Genomic DNA, 20,077 nt, shown 5'->3' with positions numbered 1-20,077 from the left:
TAGAGTTACTCTGTTAAATTGTTTCTTTCGATCAATTTGGCAGAGTTTTTTTATTCAAAGTTTAAAGTGAATGTTGTTTCTTGACCCAATGTAGAATTCACTATTAGTGAGCCTTTATGCAAATTCATTATTTGTCTTGAAATAGAAAGACCAATTCCACTTCCATGTTTTTTAGTGCTATAAAAAGGGACAAATATTCTTGCTAAAGATTCATTTTTAATTCCAGGCCCAAAATCTGTCACACTAATATATTTCCTGTTTTCACTTTCTCTATTTGCTGTGATAATGATTTCCTTTCGTGTGTGACTTTCAAGTGCTTCTTTGGCATTTTTTATTAGATTTATCAAAATCATTTGAATCAGTTCTTGATCCAAGTTAATTATTAAATCGGTTGGATTTACTTTTATAACTAGCGAAATATTAGCCATCTGTAATTCCTCCCGCAATAGTCTGAAAATAGAATCTAACATTACCTTAACTGAAGTTGGACGGATCTCAGGGGTAGGGATATTCGTGTAATCACGATAAGCATTAATAAATTTTATAAGTCCATTACTTCTATTTTCTATAGTTACCAATCCTTCCTTCAAATCCGAATAACCCTCTTTTTCAATTTCTAACACATCATTATCAACTATTCTTACCTCACCATCTAGAATATCTCGCATGGATCCAACAAGGATTGCAATTGGAGCCATTGAATTCATTATTTCATGACGAAGTACTTTGGTAAGGTTTTGCCAAGCTTCTAGCTCATTTTGTTGTAGCTCTGCATTTATGTTTTGAAGCGATAGTAAAGTCCAATTTTCTCCACCCATCTTTATTTCAGTAGATTGAATGATTAGATGGAGCTTTTCATTTATTTTGATTGAGTCTCGGTTTCCTGGCTTCATTTCTTGAATCCTTGATAGCAAATCTGGAGAGAGTTTTTTAATATCCTGAATGTTTTTGAATTGCGTTATTTTTAATAAATGCTTAGCGGCATTATTTACAATGCCAATTCGGCCATGGGAGTCAAACGATATTATTCCAGCATTGATGTGTTGAATAACGACATAAAGAAATAGGGAATGTTCTTCTTTTTCCGCTCTGGTTTTTCGAAACACATTCATTACCTCAGTGAATGCATCATTTAGTTCTCTGAATGACGAACCCAATTCATTATCACCCGTAAATCCTGTTGTGAAATCGGAGTAGCGAATAGATTCTAGAAAACGGGATATCTTTTGATTGGTACCTAGAGTAAATTTTATCAGATTGGCAATCAATATTATGGTTAGAACAAGTAATGCAATAAAGACAATAATCGAGTTTTCGAGCAAAACAAACCATAGAGCAATGAACATGAGAGCACTTATTGCAATAACACGCCAAATTACCCCAAAGGCAAATGTTTTAAAGACCATACTTTTCTAGTCTACGGTACAAAGATGAGCGCGTAAGACCAAGCTCATCAGCGGCTTTGGTAATATGACCGCCATGCTTTTGGAGCGCTTTTCGTATTAGAATCTTTTCAACATCCTCAATATTCAAATGATCAAAAGAGACTGCTTCGGTACTGTCTAGGTGTTTATTTTTATTAAAGAATAAATCTTCAGGTTGTAAAATTCTGTGGGTGCTCATAATAACTGCTCGCTCAATACTATGTTGCAGCTCTCTGATATTTCCAGGCCAATGATGTTTCTGCATCCGTTTAATTAAGGCTTCGCTAGCCTTATGTACATCCTTATTGTATTTATTAGAATAAATCTCGATAAAGTGGTTTGCCAATAATTCTATATCGTCTACACGCTCGCGTAATGGCGGGAGGGTAATTTCTATAGTATTAATTCTATAAAGTAAATCCTGTCTAAAACTACTATCATCTACCATCGCATACAAAGGCATGTTTGTCGCACATATTAATCGTATGTCAACATTTTTTGATTGGTTACTACCTACTCGGGTAACTGTTCTATTTTGTAGTACAGCTAAGAGTTTCGATTGTAAAGAAGAGCTTAAATTACCGATTTCATCAAGGAAGAGTGTGCCTTTGTTCGCTTGTTCAAATCGTCCAGCTCGATCTTCTTTTGCATCCGTAAAAGAGCCTCTTTTATGACCGAATAATTCGCTTTCAAACAAGGAGGTTGTAATGGATCCTAAATCGACTCCAACAAAAGCTTCCTTTGATCTATGGGAGTTTCTGTGAATTGCTCTAGCGATAAGTTCTTTTCCAGTTCCATTTTCACCCAAAATAAGTACATTGGCATCAGTAGCAGCCACTCGGTCAATCGTGTTATAAACATTTTGCATGGAAGGGCTATTCCCTATTATTTCCTTAAACTTACTATCCATATCTTCATAAAGCCGTTTTTGATGACTTTTGAGATCATTCACTTCAAGTTTAGTTCTTCGCAATTGTATTGCAGAATGTAGGGTTGCTAGTAGTTTTTCATTCTCCCATGGTTTCAACACAAAGTCAGTAGCACCTTCCTTAATTGCTTTTACTGCAAGATTCACATCTCCATAAGCGGTAATTAATATGATGACTGCAGAAGGATCAATATTTAGAATCTTATCTAACCAGTAAAACCCTTCTTCACCACTACTGACATCCTGCGTGAAATTCATGTCAAGCATAATCACATCATACGATTCATTTTGCAGAAGTGTAGGTAGCAGTTTTGGGTTTGATTCCGTATCAACTTGTGCGAAATGGCGTTTCAAATATATTTTTGCTGCTTTAAGCAAGTCTTCATTATCGTCAATAATTAACAGTTTATGACTCTTTAGATCTTTCATTATCCAAATAGGTTGAAAATTTAAATTTATATAGAAGCATTAATTAGGTTCTACATTCTGAGAACCTTGAATTATGTGTGTTTCAATTCCCATCAATTCCTTCTAGCTCTTTTCAATTGCTATACCGAGTTTGTTGCAGTCTATACAATTTAGGGTAAATGTCCCATCCATGCCTAAAAGAGTTGAATTATTTTTTTGAATTAAGGGAGATCAAATAAAAAGTAATAATAAAGGGTTAGAATTTTGACCGCCAGCGGACGAATTTGTCCATTTTGACACATTAGCAAATTTAGAATGGCCGTTTTTAGTGCATTAAAGCTAGTTTTTCATTGGCATCTTTGTTGGCTAGGAATGACAAAAAACATCGAGATTGAAAACGCCTTATGGATCGGAAGATTAAGAGAAAGAAGTGGACGCCAAAATTCATCGCAATGATTTCTGGGAGTACTGTAGTAGTAAGTGTTATAGTATATCAATTATTTTTTGCTGATAGACGCTCATCACTTTATGTAGAGAAAGACAGGATAACAATAGCAACGGTAAGCATGGGGGAGTTCAAAGATTACATCCCAGTAAATGGGTCAATTGCTCCTGGTGAAACCTTTTTTCTAGATGCAATTGAAGGCGGTATTATTCAGGAAATCGTGAGGGAATCGGGAGCAATTGTTAAAGAGGGAGATACAATTCTCACTTTAACTAATTCCAATTTGCAGTTAGATGTGATGCAGAGAGAAACTCAGCTTTATGAACAAATAAATAATTTGAGACAAACTAGATTACTGCTTGATCAAAATGATCTAAGTCAACAAGCTCAATTAGCAGAAATTGATTATCAAATAAGCCTACTAGCCCCGCAATATCGTAGGTTCAAAAATTTGCATGATCAAAAACTTGTTTCCGATCGCGAACTAGAAGAAGTAGAGGAGCAATATCAATACAATGTAAAAAGGAGAAGACTGACTTATGAATCATATAGGAATGATTCAATCGCAAGAGTAATTCAAATGCGCCAATTAAATGAGTCGGAATCAAGAATGCAACGCTCATTGGAAGGTGTGAGTCACATCCTTGATAATTTGATTATTACAGCTCCAATAGCTGGTCAGTTGGCAACGGAGCAGCTGGAAATTGGTCAGTCAATAAATAGAGGAGAGAGATACGGACAAATTGATATTTTGAATAATTTCAAAGTAAGGGTACCAATTGATGAGCTTTACCTCCCGCGAGTAGGCATAGGACAGCAAGGGTTTTTTAGTCTTGCAGGAAGTGAATTTACATTGGAAATAAGCAAAATTTACCCAAGTATAACTAATGGTAGATTTGAGGTTGACATGAATTTTATTGGAGATGTCCCAGAAGGAATACGAAGAGGACAAACTGTTAGAATCCGTCTTGAATTAGGTAATACTGATCAAACCTTACTCTTACCAACAGGAGGATTCTTTAAAGACACAGGTGGGAATTGGGTGTTTGTTGTCAATAGAGAAGGAGATAGAGCGGAAAAACGAAACATCCGCTTAGGTATGAAAAACCCAGAATATTATGAAATATTAGAAGGTTTAGAGAGCGGCGAAAGGGTCGTGATATCCAGTTATGAAAATTTCGGAAATAATGAAGTATTAATCATAAAAAACTAGCAATGGAGAATGTAATTAAAACGGTGAATTTGAGAAAACTATATACCACCGAAGAAGTAGAAACTACTGCATTGGATGATATCCAAATCGAGATTAAGAAGGGTGAGTTTGTAGCAATTATGGGGCCGTCTGGTTGCGGTAAATCTACGCTGCTCAATATCTTAGGACTATTAGATAATCCCAATTCAGGTGAATTCTATTTCCTTGGAAAGGAAGTAGCAGGTTTTTCGGAAAGGCAGCGTTCTCATTTAAGAAAGGGAAATATTGGTTTTGTATTTCAAAGTTTCAATTTGATTGATGAGTTAACAGTTTTTGAAAATGTAGAACTCCCACTTTTGTATATGAAAGTTCCTTCAGATGAAAGGAAAAAGAAGGTAGAAGAAGTCTTAAATAGAATGAATATAATGCATAGACGTAACCATTTTCCTCAGCAGCTATCTGGTGGACAACAACAGCGTGTTGCCATATCCAGAGCTATTGTTGCTAAACCTTCGGTGATACTGGCTGATGAACCGACAGGAAACTTAGACTCTGCTAATGGAGAGGAAGTGATGCGTTTACTTGAGCAGCTCAATAATGAAGGGACTACAATTGTAATGGTTACTCACTCACCTTACGATGCTAATTACGCTCATAGAATTATCAACCTCTTTGATGGAAAAGTAGTGACCGAGAATATCAAAGAGCAATTTCATGTTTGATCATAATGAAAGTAAGAAATTACCCTTTTAGTTACCCTAGTCAATATTAATGATATAAAATTTCACAATTATGATTAAGCATCATATCAAACTTGCCATCAGAAATTTTAGAAAAAAAAGTTCTGTATTTGCAATTAATCTTTTGGGATTGACAATTGCTATTGTGAGTTTTTTGGCAATCTTACTTTATATCCAACATGAGTGGGGGTATGATAGAATGTATGCTGATTTTGATAGGATATACAAGGTTAATCAAAATTTTGAAACGGGTGAGGATTCTAGAAAAGTAGGTACTACACCTTCTAGTTTAATTCCTTCTATTTTAGAAGAAGTTCCTGAAGTTGAAACAGGTACACTTGTGTTTGATCTTAGTATATTTTCTACTGTCGTAGTTAGCAATGGTGATATCATTCAAGAGGAGTCAAAATTTGCTTATGCTGATCATAATTTTTTTAACGTTTTCGATTTCGAGGTACTGCATGGGAACCCAACAACTGCATTAACAGAGCCTAATCAAATAGTATTGACTGCAAGTACGGCTGAACGTTATTTCGGAACAACAGCTAATGCCTTGGGTAAATCACTGAAAATTAATGGCGGGGCTGATTATTATGTTAGTGCAGTTATGGTAGATTTTCCGTCTAACAGCCATCTTGACTTTGATTTTATTAGCTCGTTTGCAACGCATAGGCATGGAAAGACTCCAGAATGGTCTCCTAGTAATTATTATACATACATAAAAGTACGGGAGGGTATTTCTGCCTCATTACTTGAGCCGAAGCTAAATCAGCTAATAGATAAGTATATAGGTGAAGAGTTGAAAAGTTACAATATGCGAAGCACATTGCTGTTAAATCCTATCAAGGATATACATTTCGACGATAGTGAGCTACAAGGGAACAAACCTGGTTCAAATAAAGCCTACTTATATATTTTCGGAATTATTGCCATCATAATAATTCTAGTTGGAATAATTAATTACATAAATCTGGCTACAGCAGAAGCAACTGAAAGAAATAAGGAAGTTGGAATTCGTAAGGTATTGGGTGCTGAGCGCAAACAGCTTTTCACACAATTTATAGCTGAGTCCCTTATACTTACGACAATTAGTATGTTGATCAGCATAATGCTTATTTATCTACTAAAGTCTAGTTTTGAGAATATTACAGGAGTTCCAGCTCAGATCAATCTTATTTATTCTTCCACGGGAATATTCGTGTTGTTAGCGATAATTGTAGTTGTAGGAATCTTATCTGGAAGCTATCCAGCATTTGTCTTATCAGGAATGCAGCCGTTGAGGTCCATAGGTAAAAACGGCAGTTCCGGGGGTGTCATTTGGTTAAGAAAGTCCTTAGTCATATTTCAATTTTTCATATCAATTGGCCTTTTAATAGCCACCTTGATCATTCAATATCAATTGTCCTACATGCAATCAGTCAATTTAGGATATGATAAGGAGCAATTGATTTCAATTAATACCCATTACAATATGCGTAGTGCAATTCCGACGTTGAAAAGCGAACTACTTCGCACTGGAGTTGCAGCCTCAATTTCACAAGCGTCTGAATCTCCAATTCTAATCAAAGGAGGTTATTCCATCACACCGGGTGGAGATAATACTAGAACCATTGATTTAATTGGCTATCCTGCAGACGCAGAAATTATTGAAACCCTTACTTTAGAAGTTTTAGAGGGTGAAGATTTTAATGATCAGGATTTGAGTCGAACAACGGCTAATGAGAATCAGATTGAATTCCCTGTAATACTTAATGAAGCTGCAGTAAGGCATTTAGGATGGGATGCTGCGGAAGCAGTTGGTAAATCAGTATATGTAAGTGGAACCCCCACAATTGTAAAGGCGATCGTGAAGGATTTTTACTTTAACTCATTACATCACGAAGTAAGCCCGCTGGGAATTTTTATTGAGCCAGAACAAGCTAACGTTCTACTCATACGGTTAGAAAAAGGAAACCCTACAGAACATTTAGCCAAGATGAAGGATATATGGCAACAACTTGTTCCAGAGCGACCTTTCAATTACAGCTTTGTAGATCAAGATTATGCACGTATGTATCAAAGTGAAGAGAAAGTAGGAACAATATTCACTATATTTTCTGCCATTGCAGTATTCATTGCATGCATGGGGTTGTTTGGACTTGTTTCATATATTGCCCTCAAGAAAACAAGAGAAATAAGTATCCGTAAGGTGCTTGGAGCTAATTCATTAGATGTATTGAAAGTGCTATCTAATGATTTTTTTGGCCTTCTCATCATATCCTCCTTTATGGCGATAGCTTTTGGTCTTTGGTTCTCAAAAGTCTGGCTGAATAGCTTTGCCTATAAGGTTAAAGTGTCTCCAAGCATATTCGTATTGGCAATCTTGATTGTGGCAAGCATCTCACTTCTTACTATAGGATATAGAGCTATCAAAGTGTATTTGCTCAATCCTGTTGAAGCATTGAAAGGTGACTAGAATTATGCAATCTTAAAATAATTTATTAGTTAATAGAATTTAATTCGAAATACATGTTCCTGAACTACTTGAAAATCACACTCAGAAGCTTGCAAAGAAACAAGGGCTATGCAAGCATCAATATCCTAGGTCTTGCTATAGGTATGGCAGGAGCAATGTTGATTTTACTTTGGATTCAGCATGAGGTTAGTTTCGATCGATTTCACACTAATGGAAATAGGTTATATGAAGCTTATCACCGAGTAGAATTCGATGGGATACTGCATAGCTCAAACTATACCTCTGAACCTATGGGGCCAGCATTTGTCCAAGAATATCCTGAAACAGAAGAGGCAAGTAGATATGATTTTGGCTACGACTTTGATTTTAGCACTGACGATATTGTATTTACTCAATCGAGCACATTTGTTGATCCTTCCTTTTTTCAAATGTTCAGTTTCCCGTTCGAATTTGGAAATGCCCAAACAGCTTTATCAGACCCTTATTCTATTATTTTAACGGCCACAACAGCAGAGAAACTCTTTGGAGTAACTAATGCAATAGGACAAACAATTCTTGTGGATGACAACTACTTAGTCACAGTTACAGGTATATTGAGTGATTTACCAACGAATACTAGATTCAGCTTAGATGCTGTATTAAGTTGGGAGTTACGCACTATTATGGGTATTGTAGACCGATCACCGCATAATTGGTCAAATAGCTATGTCAATACCTTTGTGCTTTTGAAGGAGAACACCGATCTCCAATCTTTTAATGAGAAGATAAAGAATATAAGTCGAAATAAGGATGAAATAGCTGATTTCGATGTGTTTTTATACCCTGCTAAAAGCTGGCATTTATTTAATCGTTTTGAAAATGGAAATCCAGCGGGAGGTAGAATCGACAGAGTATATATGTTCGGAGCCATTGCTTTATTTATTCTGTTAATAGCTTGTATCAATTTTATGAATCTGAGCACTGCCCGTAGCGAAAAGAGGGCTAAAGAAGTGGGCATTCGTAAAACAGTTGGTGCTGAAAGATATATGCTTATTTATCAGTTTATATGTGAATCGGTATTGCTCACATTTGTATCTGGAATAATAGCGATAGGCATAGTAATCTTAGTGTTACCATTTTTCAGCACTTTGATTGGACAGCAATTCGAGATTCCATTTCAGCAGAGTTATTTTTGGGTATCTATTGTAGGTTTTATTTTAATCACTGGATTTATAGCAGGTAGCTATCCAGCATTTTTCTTATCCTCATTTAGAGCGGCGACTGTACTAAAAGGCACCCATGTCAAAATTAACTCTTCCTTTAATCCTAGAAAGCTATTAGTCGTACTTCAGTTTAGTTTTGCCATTGGGCTTATTTTATGCACGCTTATAATAAGAGAGCAAATAAATCATGCTGAAAGTAGGGATGTAGGTTATAATCGAGATCAGCTTATTACTATTTACCTGAATGATGTAACACGTGATAAAATTGAAATCATCAGAAACGACCTTGCCAATAGCAATTCGGTACTTTCCTTAACTAGAACAAGTGCAGCCATGACAAGAGCAACAAATAGCTCTTATGGCATTGATTGGGAAGGAAAAAACCCGGATGATAAAATCGTATTGTACAGGTTTGGAGCAGATAAAGATTGGGTAAAAACAACAGAAGTAAAGCTTATATCAGGAAGAGATATTGATGCTGAAAAGTTTGCCTCTGATTCTACAGCTATGCTTATCAATGAAACAGCTGCCAGACTTATGGGCTACAGTGATCCTATTGGCAAAAAAGTAGAGGACAATTTTCTCACTTGGACAATCGTGGGTGTATTCAAAGATTTTATGATTTCTTCTCCTTACAATGATCCTATTCCATTAATAGTAGAAGGCCCAGCAGCAAATCTTAATGTTCTAACGGTGAGGTTGAATGGAGAAAGAGAGACACAAGAAAATATTGCGCAGATAGAATCTGTTTTCAAAGAATATGACCCTGATCACCTTCTTCAATTCGAATTTGTAGATCAGAAATATGCTGAAAAGTTTAGCAATGAACAGCAAACGGCTAAGTTGACTAGTTTATTTAGCAGTTTAGCAATCGCTATTTCATGTTTGGGACTTTTTGGTTTGGCTGCCTATACAGCAGAGCAAAAGCGTAAGGAAATAGGAGTAAGGAAAGTGCTTGGAGCAAGTGTTTCTAGTATAGTGTATACCCTCACCTATGATTTCGTACGATTGGTAATCATCTCCTTTTTGATTGCAACGCCAATTGCATACGCTATTATGCAACAGTGGCTTAATAGCTTTAGCTATAAAACATCAGTTAGTATTTTCTTATTTCTAGCGGTAGGATTACTATCTCTTTTTATAGCGATTGTTACAGTGATTTTCCAATCACTCAATGCGGCAAGACAAAACCCTGTTGACACGCTAATGAATGAATGAATAGACCATTGTTGAGACAAACAGAACAGGGAGTATACCCTCCCGCTTTCTATATACAATTTGATGTAACGTAAAAAGAAAACCATGCTTCGTAATTATGTCATTCTCGCTTGGCGAAATATATTCAGAAACAAAGTTAGATCAGGCATCCATTTGCTTGGTTTAGCAATCGGTATTGCTACTTGTTTTATCATTTTCAATTTCTATGCTTTTGAGTATAGCTTTGATAATTTCCACCCTGACAAGGATAAAATTTTCAGGGTAAATACGGTTACTCATTATGAAAGCGGCCCGAGTTTTAATTCGGGCATTCCCTTTCCCCTAGGTGAAGTAATTGATGAAGAAATTGCAAGTATCGCTTACAAAGCTCAATTAGATGTTCAATATAGTGTGCCTGCGCGTATCCAAGAACCGGAAAAGAACTTTGGTAGACTAAGTACAGTGGTTTTTGCAAATCATTCAGTCTTCGAAGTATTTCCAAGAAATTGGTTAGCAGGTAATGCTTCAACAGGACTAGAAGCTCCAAATCAAGTGGTACTTACTGAAGATGCGGTGAATAGATATTTTGGATCAATAACGCCAAGTGAAGCACTGGGCAAGGAAATCATCTATCATGATACATTGGTCACAACTGTTGTTGGAGTGGTAGAAGATTTCGAAAAGAATTCGGATATCATATTCACGGATTATGTTTCCTTGGCTTCAATTACAAGCAGTAAAGGGAGTTACTTTGATGTTAATATTGGAAACTGGGGAAGTGTAAGTTCAAGTTCCCAGTTGTTTATAAAAATTAACTCATTAAACCAAAAGGATGAAGTTCTAAATGGGCTTGAAGCTATCTTAGAAAAATATTCAGCTGAGATTAATCAAAAGAGAGAATTCCAGTTAGAATCATTAAGCGAATTACATTTTTCAGATAATTACAGCGATTATACAAGTAGCAAGGAAATATTACGTGGCTTATTCCTTATAGGCTTGTTTATTTTATTGATAGCCTGTTTCAATTTCATTAATCTAGAAACAGCTCAAGCCATAAATAGATCCAAGGAAGTTGGAATCCGAAAAACCTTAGGAAGTAGCCGCTCTCAGCTGATTTTGCAATTTTTGACTGAGACCTATATAATTGTAATGTTGGCTGTAGTGCTTTCATTCCTAATAACAGAATTATCCGTTCGCTATTTTCAGGACTTTCTTCCATCAGCACTGGAAATAGACTATTTAAGCGGTCAAAACATTGCATTTCTATTATTATTTGGGTTTAGCATAACGATGCTTTCAGGAATTTACCCTGCTTATATCTTAGGTTCTTATCAACCGCAAAAAGCCATTAGAGAAAATGAGTCTGTTCAAAAGTCCTCAATAGGATATTTTCTACGAAAGAATCTTACTATTCTTCAGTTTACCTTATCAATTTCCTTTATTATCATAATTCTAGTGGTATACGCTCAAATAGGTTTTATATCTAATAAAGATTTAGGGTTTAATGAAAATGCAGTTTTGTATTCAGTGACCTCATTTTCAGATGATATGGCTGATCGAAATAATTCATTTAAGGGTCAACTCGAAAGCTTATCATTTGTAGAAAATGCAAGCCTAAGCAACGGGGCACTTGCAGCAGAGTTTTTTACCCAAACTTCTTTTGAATTTGAGAGAAATAATGAAAAACAAAAATTCATAACACAAGCAAAGGTAATCGATAGTAATTATATTGACGTGTATGGAATACAGTTATTGTTCGGAAGAAATATTCGGAATGTAAGTGATGAAGTATTGATCAATGAAAGATTAGCCAAGAATTTAGGGTTCACAAATGCAAATGAAGCAGTTGGCCAGCAGATAAGTTATTCAAAGAGCGAGATGATAGTTGTAGGAGTCTTTGGGGATCTACATTCACAATCTCTTAAGGAGGAAATAAAACCACTTATGATGCATTATCAACCTAGCCAATTTTATTTGGTAAGTGTGAAAGTCAAAGAGAATGCCGATTTATTGGAAGCCAAAGCAAGCTTAGATAGACTTCATAAAGAGAATTTCCCTGATGAATCTTTTGAGTTTACTTTTTTTGATGAGGCAATTGATAACTTTTATGTGAGTGAGTACAAACTAAGTAAGGTACTACAGTTTGTTACCATTTTGGCAATACTAATTAGTTGTCTAGGGTTATTTGGTTTGTCGTCATTTACCATTGCACAGCGAACCAAGGAAATTAGTATTCGCAAAGTATTAGGAGCTTCAATTACAAGTATTTTGTATTTGATCAGCAAAGAATACATAGTTCTGGTGATATTGTCATTTGTACTTTCGATTATTCCAGCGTGGTATTTTTTAGATGATTGGCTTAAGGATTATGCATATCGGATTGATATGCCAATATTCTTATTTCCACTAGCAGGTGGTTTCGTGCTATTGTTAGCATTGCTTATTGTAGGGATTCATTCTATCCGATCAGCTACGAGAAATCCGGCTGAAGTACTCAAAGATGAATAGATATTAAACTTCATAACGCTTTAATAGATAATACTATGCTTCGTAATTATGTCATTTTAGCTTGGCGAAATATGCTAAGAAATAAAATTCGATCAGTTATCCACTTGCTTGGCTTGGCAATTGGGATTGCTACTTGCTTTATCATTTTCAACTTTTATGCTTTTGAGTACAGCTTTGATAATTTCCATCCAGATAAAGATAAAATTTTCAGAGTAAACACTATTACCAAGTACAAAGGAGAGACGTGGCCAAATTCTGGAGTTCCTTATCCTTTAGGTGAAGTGATTGATACTGAAATTGCTAGTATTACTAATAAAGTACAGCTTAATACACCAGGTGGTGTAATGGTGCGAACCCAAGAGCCAGCAAAAAACTTTGGGAGACAAAGTAATGTAGTGTATGCAAGTAATTCTGTCTTCGAAGTTTTTCCACGAAACTGGTTGGCGGGAAATAGCACATCTGTATTAGAGGCACCTAATGAGGTAGTACTTACTAAAGATGCCGTAGACCGGTATTTTGGATCCATTAGCCCAAGTGAAGTCCTTGGCAAGGAAATCATCTATCATGACACATTAGTCACAACTGTAGTTGGGGTGGTGGAGGATTTCAAAGAGAATTCTGATATCGTATTCACTGACTTTATCTCCTTAGCGTCACTCACTAATAGCCATGGGAGTTATATGGAAAATCTAACTAATTGGGGGAGTGTAAGTTCCTCTTCACAATTATTTATAAAGCTGAGTTCATTAGATCAAAAACAAGAAGTGTTATCTGGACTTGAGGCAATTTTAGAAAAGTATACCGAAAAGGATGAAGATGGTGGGAGGACATTCCATTTGGAGCCTTTAAGCGACCTACATTTTTCAGACAATTATAATAACTATACAGGCAGCAAGGAGATACTAAAAGGCTTGTTTTTAATAGGATCATTTATATTGTTAATAGCCTGTTTCAATTTTATTAATTTGGAGACAGCTCAAGCCATCAATAGATCCAAGGAAATTGGCATCCGAAAGACCTTAGGAAGCAGTCGTTCTCAACTGATCTTACAGTTTTTGACTGAGACCTACATAATTGTAATGTTAGCTGTGGTGCTTTCTTTTCTGATAACAGAATTATCTCTTCGCTATTTTCAGGATTTTCTTCCATCGTCACTGCAAATAGACTATTTAAGTGGCCAAAACATTGCTTTTCTATTATTATTTGGATTTAGCATAACGATGCTTTCAGGAATTTACCCTGCCTATATTTTAGGTTCCTATCAACCACAAAAAGCCATCAGGGAAAAATCACCCGTTCAAAAGTCTACTTTTGGTTATTTTCTAAGAAAGAATCTTACCGTTTTACAGTTTACCTTATCAATTTCCTTTATTATCATAATTCTAGTGGTATCTGCTCAAATCAATTATATATCAAATAAGGATTTAGGCTTTGATAACGAAGAGATTATGGTGTCAATGACTCCATTTGCAGACCCACTCAAACGCAACGAAACATTGAAGTCCCAGATCGAAAAATTGTCTTTCGTAAAAAGTGTGAGTTTGAGTAATGATGCTTTAGCTTCTGGCAATTTGAGCACCACCACTTTTGAATATGAGATGGACGGAGAAAAACAAGAATTTGATACGCAGACAAAAGAAATTGATAGCAGCTTTGTCGATGTGTATGGCATACCGTTACTAGCTGGTAGAAACATTCGGAATGTAAGTGATGAGGTATTGATAAATGAAAAATTGGCCAAGAATTTAGGGTTTGCAAGTGTAAATGAAGCAATTGGGCAACAAATCAGCTATTATCTTGGAGAGATGCAAATAGTGGGAGTGGTTGGCGACCTACACTCTCGGTCATTGCGGGAGGAAATAAGACCACTAATGATGTATTATCAACCGACTTATTTTTATGTTATAAGTGCTAAACTTGAGAAGAATACAAATATTGCTGAGGCGAAAATGATGCTAGATCAGTTGCATAAAGAAACTTATCCAAATGAATCACAGGAATTTAAGTTTTTTGATGAGTCAATACAAAACTTATACAACAGTGAAAAAAGACTAAGTAGTGTGTTATCATTTACCACGATTCTGGCCATTCTGATAAGTTGCCTAGGCCTATTTGGTTTGTCGTCATTTACCATCGCACAGCGAACCAAGGAAATTAGTATTCGCAAAGTATTAGGAGCTTCAATCGAAAATATTCTGTACTTAATTAGTAAAGAATACATAGTTCTAGTGATAGTATCATTTGTCCTTTCGATTATTCCAGCGTGGTATTTTTTAGACGATTGGCTTAAGGATTATGCATATCGGATCGATATGCCAATATTCTTATTTCCACTAGCAGGTGGTTTCGTGCTCTTGTTAGCATTGCTTATTGTAGGGATACATTCTATCCGATCAGCTACTAGGAATCCAGCTGAAGTCCTAAAGGATGAATAATTACAACCATTAATGAATAATACAATGTGGAAAAATTATATTAAAATTGGCTTTAGATCACTTTTGAAAAATAAGCTATATACGGGAATAAACTTACTAGGCCTTTCCATTGGGTTAGGGGTAGGAATTTTAATTTTTTTATACATACAGCAAGAAACTTCATTTGATACATTCCATACAAATGAAAGTAAGCTTTATCGAGTCCTGAGAATTGAACAGTGGGTAGGAGAAGAAGAATCTTCTGGACCGTCCGTCCCAATTGTATTGGCAACTGCATTGGGTCAGAATATTACAGGTATAGATTCTTATACTCGTTGGATTGATAATAATGCTCTTGCTAAAACCGACAATGATGATACATTTAATCAAGTAATTACAATGGTAAGCCCTGGCTTTTTTGAGATGTTCGATTTCAAAATGGTGAGTGGAATGCCTTTATCAAATAGCCAGGATAGAAATTCAATAGTATTGACTGAATCCGGTGCCGAAAAGTACTTTGGAAATGAACCAGCTTTAGGGAAAACGCTGAGGCTACAAATGGCCGATAATTATATTCCATATACTGTAAAAGGTGTGATAGAGAATCCTCCCGCTAATTCCAGTATGCAGTTTGAGATGCTCATGTTAGATGATAATGTTGATCTAGTTTTTTCAGAAAGAGCAATTTCTTCTTGGTTTAATGTATATGGAGATACCTATGTAATGTTGAAAGATGGAGTAACTCCAAGCGATTTAGTCAGTCCATTTCAGTCCATGATGAAGAATGCATTGGGAGAGCGTGCAGCTGATATTGATTATGAATTACAGCTACAGCCACTTACAGATATCCATTTAAATGATAAGATTTCAACAGGAAATGCAAGTGTTGTAAACCCTCGACTGCTTTGGGTACTAGGAGGAATTGCGCTCCTGATTATTCTAATTGCCAGTATCAATTTCACAACTATGGCTATAGGTAAATCTGTAACCCGAGCAAAGGAAGTTGGTGTAAGGAAAACGATGGGTGCTGGTTTTGGACAATTATTTTTTCAATTCATCACTGAAGCAATTATTATTACTGTGCTAGCTTTGTTGATAGGAGTAATTATGGCAGAGGTACTTTTGCCTATTTTTAATCAATTGCTCAATACACAACTTGTCATTCATTACTCATTAAACCAAGTTTTAATCTTGATTTTGCTTGCTTCCAGCATTGCACTATTATCAGGATCTTATCCTGCGTTATTTCTTGCTTCTTTTAAACCTACTAAGGTACTTAAGAGTACAGTTAACTTGAATTTCGGGAAAATAGGATTGCGAAAAGGTTTACTTGGGTTTCAGTTTTTCATTTCTATCTCTCTGATTTCAGCAACAGTTATCATGTATCAGCAAATGGAAGAGATTCGGAATTATGATCTTGGGTTGGATCATGAGGCCGTATTGCAAATAAATATTCCTCCACCTGCGGCAAATGGTTTAGGCGATATGATTCAGAAAGGTTTTGAGTACGGACAAAGGATGAAAAATGAACTGAAATCACAACCAGACGTGATAAAGCAAGGCTTGGCAACATCTGTATATGGTGATGATAGTTGGATAAATGTAGGGTTTCAGCAGGAGGATGGGAATACATTTTACTTTAACTTAAATGTTGTTGATGAGAATTATGCTGATTTAATGGGATTTACATTCTTGCAAGGACGTAATTTTTCTGCTGACATTCCTTCTGATAAAAGCAGTGGCTTTATTGTAAATGAAGCAATGGCAAATTTACTGGGTTGGGATGCACCTGTTGGAGAGACTTTACCAGGAACTAGTTTTGGGGAGAATAGAGCGATAGGAGTGGTGAAAAATTTTCATTTTGAGTCCCTCTATTCCAAAATTGAACCAGCCATGATGGTGATGGATGTAGATAATTTTTTTGCTGGTTTCAATAATATTATGATCTCTACTGATGTCCGACCTAAACTTTTTGTAAAACTTCAATCAAATGATTTAGAAGTTACGCTGGCTAAGTTTCAACAAATTTGGTCAGACATTTACGGTGCGGATCCATTTGAGTATAGCTTTTTTGATGATGCGATTGAGCGTGAGTATGAGCAAGATGAACGATTAAGCCAAATGATCTCAATTGCGGCAGTTATTGCCATAGTAATTTCGGGAATGGGATTGTTTGCATTAGCTTCCTTGTCAATTGCTAGTAGATTAAAGGAAATAGGTATTAGAAAGGTGCTAGGAGCAAGTACTACCCAAATTTCATTACTATTTAATAAGGAGTTTATTAAAGTAACATTAGTTGGAATATTTCTGTCGATTCCGATTACATACTGGATGATGAATGAATGGCTTAATCAGTTCATCATTAAGGTGCCACTAGGTGTTGGCGTATTCTCACTATCGTTATTGGCAGGAGTAGTTTTTTCAATTGTCATAGTGAGCTGGCAAACAATAAGTGCTTCATGGAGTAACCCGGTAAGTACACTGAAAAATGATTGATGTCATTCCCTTCTAGGAAATTGGGTCATAATTAATGTAAACTATTGAGAACTGAAATTTAAAATTATGCTAAAGAATTATCTGAAGATACTACTGAGAGGGGCGAAGCGAAATCCAATTTATATGTTGATTAATATAGTGGGTTTGGCGGTAGGAATGGCCGTAAGTGTACTTATACTACTTTTTGTCCAGCATGAATTAAGTTATGATAAGTACCATGAAAATACGGATAATATTTACCGTATTTCTCGAGAATGGTTCAATCAGGAGGGGGAAACAAGTTTGCATTTAGGCCATTTAGCCCCTGCATTTTCACCACTTTTGCTTTCAGATTTCAGTAGTGATATTAAGGAATCAGTTCGATTATTCAATGCAAATCCTCAGGTGAAATTCGAGGATAAATCATTTATAGAAGAAAGATATTTTTTCGCCGAGCCTGCTGCATTCAAGATATTTACTTGGCAGATGGTAGAAGGCGATCCTGTGGAAGCACTTTCATATCCTGACGGCGTGATTATTACGGAGAGTACTGCGAAAAAGTATTTTGGAGATGTTAATCCAATGGGGAAGCGGTTAGAGATAAATTTGGCAAATATAGAATTCACTCTTCAAGTAAGAGGCATTATAAAAGACACTCCTGATCAATCTCATTTCAAATTTGATTTTCTAGCTTCTTTTGATCCCGTAGAGGATTTTTTTGGAGGTCCTGATCAAATTTTACAGAATTTTGGGAGCAACTCTTTCTCCACCTATGTATTGTTAGAAGATCATGTAAAAGCAGATGAATTTGAGAAACAATTGCCAGCATTTATTGACAGGCATATGTCTGCCAGTAATACTGGAGTTCCTGCCTCAGCTAGTACACGACTGAATTTATGGCCAATTACAGATATACATTTATACTCTAATTTGGATTCGGAAATTGAGCCAAATAGTAGTATTGAGTATGTTTACATTTATCTAGCAATAGCTTTTTTCATTTTGGTAATTGCTTGTGTCAATTTCATGAATTTATCTACTGCTCGTTCTGCCAAAAGAGCAATGGAGGTGGGACTCAGAAAAGTCATGGGAGCTGATAAGAAATTATTAGTAAAGCAATTCATGGGAGAGTCTTTCATGTTGACTATCCTTGCATCAATTATTGCTTGTTTACTTATCTATATTTCATTGCCCACGTTTGCAAACTTTACTGGAAAAGTACTTAATTTCAATTTAATTGATCAGCCCGAGTATTTAGGTTGGATTGCCTTATTAATCCTAGTAGTTGGTGTTTTTTCAGGAAGTTACCCTGCGTTGTATCTATCAGGATTTCAGCCTGGAAGAGTAATGAAAGGTACCTTCAAAACGAATCCTGTCCATGAAAGATTACGCTCTGCTCTAGTAATTGGGCAATTTACAATTTCAATAATTTTGATTGTTTCTGTGATAGTTGTGATCAACCAACTTGATTTTATGAAGAATAGAGAATTGGGTTTTGATAAAGATGAAATTGTAGTATTACCGGCTTATAGTGAGTTTACTGCCAACTATGATATAATGGAGAATCGCTTGTTACAACACAATGGAATCGAAGGTGTTGCCATTGCAAGTAGAGTTCCTTCAGGCCGACTTCTTGATTCTCAAGGAACAGTTACTGAAGTTAATGGAGCGATGACTCCGCTTGATGTAAGGATAGCTGATATTCATGTGAGTCATTCTTTTATTGATGTGCTGGGTATACAAATGGCAGCTGGGCGGAATTTTGATGAAAATTTAGCAAGTGATTCTACAGAGGCATTTATTCTAAATGAAACAGCTGTTAGAGCAATAGGCTGGGCTACTAATGAAGAGGCAATTCAAAAGCCATTCAATTATGGAAGTAGGAGAGGGTATGTTGTTGGAGTGATGAAGGATTTTCATTTTGAGTCTTTGCATCAACCAATTGCCCCAATTGTATTCATGATCCCTGAAGACCGCATGAATAGTGTAGCCATAAAGATAAAGGATGGGTATAGAGATGAAGTCCTTGCTTATCTAAATTCGGAATGGCAAGGAATGAGATCTGAATCTCCTTTTAATCCAGCATTTATTGAAGATAGATTTATTGAGCAGTATGAAGCTGAGGAAAGGGTCGGGAAAATTTTCGGATTTTTTGCTTTACTGGCAATCATTATTTCTGTGCTAGGTTTGTTTGGACTGGCATCATTCTCAACAGAGCAGCGAATTAAAGAAATTGGTATTAGAAAGGTGATGGGTGCAAGTGTTATGAGTATTGTTACTTTGCTAGGGAAGGATTTTCTTAAGTTGGTAATGGTGGGGTTCATTATTTCTATTCCAATAGCTTGGTATGGGATGAAATATTGGTTAGCAAATTTTGCTTATAGCATTTCAATGAATTGGTTAATATTTGCACTTGCAGGATTGATCGCCTTTGTTGTTGCTATACTTACGGTGAGTTCACAATCGATAAAAGCAGCATTGGTAAATCCTGTTCATTCAATCAAAAGAGACTAAGCTTTATAACGCTCTATAAATACAGGAGGATTATGCTGTTAAAATTTTCCTCCTACACTCCAATATTTTGATCGTATTCGGACGATTTTGTCCAATAAAGAACGTGTGGCAATAAGAAAAGAGCCAAAATGAGTGTTTTAAGGCTATTATTAATGGCATGAAATTGTTAATAGGT

10 protein-coding genes are annotated in these 20,077 nt (G+C 35.9%); 8 read left to right on the top strand and 2 right to left on the bottom strand.

Annotation, left to right across the window (positions count from 1 at the left end):
• Positions 1-50: 50 nt before the first annotated feature.
• Positions 51-1,346, bottom strand: coding sequence for a sensor histidine kinase (locus tag ACOXY8_RS03005; protein ID WP_458330079.1), 1,296 nt, complete (start codon positions 1,344-1,346; stop codon positions 51-53).
• A gap of 49 nt (positions 1,347-1,395) precedes the next feature.
• A complete protein-coding gene (locus tag ACOXY8_RS03000) occupies positions 1,396-2,781 on the bottom strand; it encodes a sigma-54-dependent transcriptional regulator (protein ID WP_458330078.1) in 1,386 nt (461 codons plus the stop codon).
• 383 nt (positions 2,782-3,164) lie between these two features.
• On the opposite strand from ACOXY8_RS03000, the gene ACOXY8_RS02995 reads away from it, so the two are divergent.
• From ACOXY8_RS02995 to ACOXY8_RS02960, 8 genes are all read left to right on the top strand, one after another.
• Positions 3,165-4,418 (top strand): efflux RND transporter periplasmic adaptor subunit, encoded by a 1,254-nt coding sequence (locus ACOXY8_RS02995; protein ID WP_458330077.1) that lies wholly within the window; start codon positions 3,165-3,167, stop codon positions 4,416-4,418.
• 2 nt (positions 4,419-4,420) lie between these two features.
• Positions 4,421-5,119 carry an ABC transporter ATP-binding protein gene (locus ACOXY8_RS02990; protein ID WP_458330076.1) on the top strand — a complete coding sequence of 233 codons (699 nt, stop codon included), beginning with the start codon at positions 4,421-4,423 and terminating at the stop codon, positions 5,117-5,119.
• 70 nt (positions 5,120-5,189) lie between these two features.
• Positions 5,190-7,592, top strand: coding sequence for an ABC transporter permease (locus ACOXY8_RS02985; RefSeq protein ID WP_458330075.1), 2,403 nt, complete (start codon positions 5,190-5,192; stop codon positions 7,590-7,592).
• Positions 7,593-7,645: 53 nt separating this feature from the next.
• A complete protein-coding gene (locus ACOXY8_RS02980; protein ID WP_458330074.1) occupies positions 7,646-10,012 on the top strand; it encodes an ABC transporter permease in 2,367 nt (788 codons plus the stop codon).
• 84 nt (positions 10,013-10,096) lie between these two features.
• Positions 10,097-12,499: an ABC transporter permease gene (locus ACOXY8_RS02975; protein ID WP_458330073.1), complete on the top strand. Its 2,403-nt coding sequence runs from the start codon at positions 10,097-10,099 to the stop codon at positions 12,497-12,499.
• Positions 12,500-12,534: 35 nt separating this feature from the next.
• On the top strand, positions 12,535-14,934 hold the full coding sequence (locus ACOXY8_RS02970) for an ABC transporter permease (protein WP_458330072.1): 2,400 nt from the start codon (positions 12,535-12,537) through the stop codon (positions 14,932-14,934).
• A gap of 12 nt (positions 14,935-14,946) precedes the next feature.
• Positions 14,947-17,409, top strand: a complete 2,463-nt coding sequence (locus ACOXY8_RS02965) for an ABC transporter permease (RefSeq protein ID WP_458330071.1) — start codon at positions 14,947-14,949, stop codon at positions 17,407-17,409.
• A 123-nt stretch (positions 17,410-17,532) separates the two neighbouring features.
• Positions 17,533-19,902 (top strand): ABC transporter permease, encoded by a 2,370-nt coding sequence (locus tag ACOXY8_RS02960; protein ID WP_458330070.1) that lies wholly within the window; start codon positions 17,533-17,535, stop codon positions 19,900-19,902.
• The last annotated feature ends 175 nt before the right edge of the window (positions 19,903-20,077 follow it).

Origin of the sequence: Peijinzhouia sedimentorum, assembly GCF_049340005.1 — a bacterium.
Classification (GTDB): Bacteria; Bacteroidota; Bacteroidia; order Cytophagales; family Cyclobacteriaceae; genus CAXBDP01.
The sequence above is the reverse complement of the archived record's forward strand: the minus strand, read 5'-3'. Positions and strand labels throughout refer to the sequence as shown.

What these genes read in the sequence shown, in the direction of transcription:
- ACOXY8_RS03000 (WP_458330078.1), bottom strand. Translation starts at nt 2,781, where the DNA reads ATGAAAGATCTAAAGAGTCATAAACTGTTAATTATTGACGATAATGAA.
- ACOXY8_RS02965 (WP_458330071.1), top strand. Translation starts at nt 14,947, where the DNA reads ATGAATAATACAATGTGGAAAAATTATATTAAAATTGGCTTTAGATCA.
- ACOXY8_RS02960 (WP_458330070.1), top strand. Translation starts at nt 17,533, where the DNA reads ATGTTGATTAATATAGTGGGTTTGGCGGTAGGAATGGCCGTAAGTGTA.
- ACOXY8_RS02970 (WP_458330072.1), top strand. Translation starts at nt 12,535, where the DNA reads ATGCTTCGTAATTATGTCATTTTAGCTTGGCGAAATATGCTAAGAAAT.
- ACOXY8_RS02995 (WP_458330077.1), top strand. Translation starts at nt 3,165, where the DNA reads ATGGATCGGAAGATTAAGAGAAAGAAGTGGACGCCAAAATTCATCGCA.
- ACOXY8_RS02980 (WP_458330074.1), top strand. Translation starts at nt 7,646, where the DNA reads ATGTTCCTGAACTACTTGAAAATCACACTCAGAAGCTTGCAAAGAAAC.
- ACOXY8_RS02975 (WP_458330073.1), top strand. Translation starts at nt 10,097, where the DNA reads ATGCTTCGTAATTATGTCATTCTCGCTTGGCGAAATATATTCAGAAAC.
- ACOXY8_RS02990 (WP_458330076.1), top strand. Translation starts at nt 4,421, where the DNA reads ATGGAGAATGTAATTAAAACGGTGAATTTGAGAAAACTATATACCACC.
- ACOXY8_RS03005 (WP_458330079.1), bottom strand. Translation starts at nt 1,346, where the DNA reads ATGTTCATTGCTCTATGGTTTGTTTTGCTCGAAAACTCGATTATTGTC.
- ACOXY8_RS02985 (WP_458330075.1), top strand. Translation starts at nt 5,190, where the DNA reads ATGATTAAGCATCATATCAAACTTGCCATCAGAAATTTTAGAAAAAAA.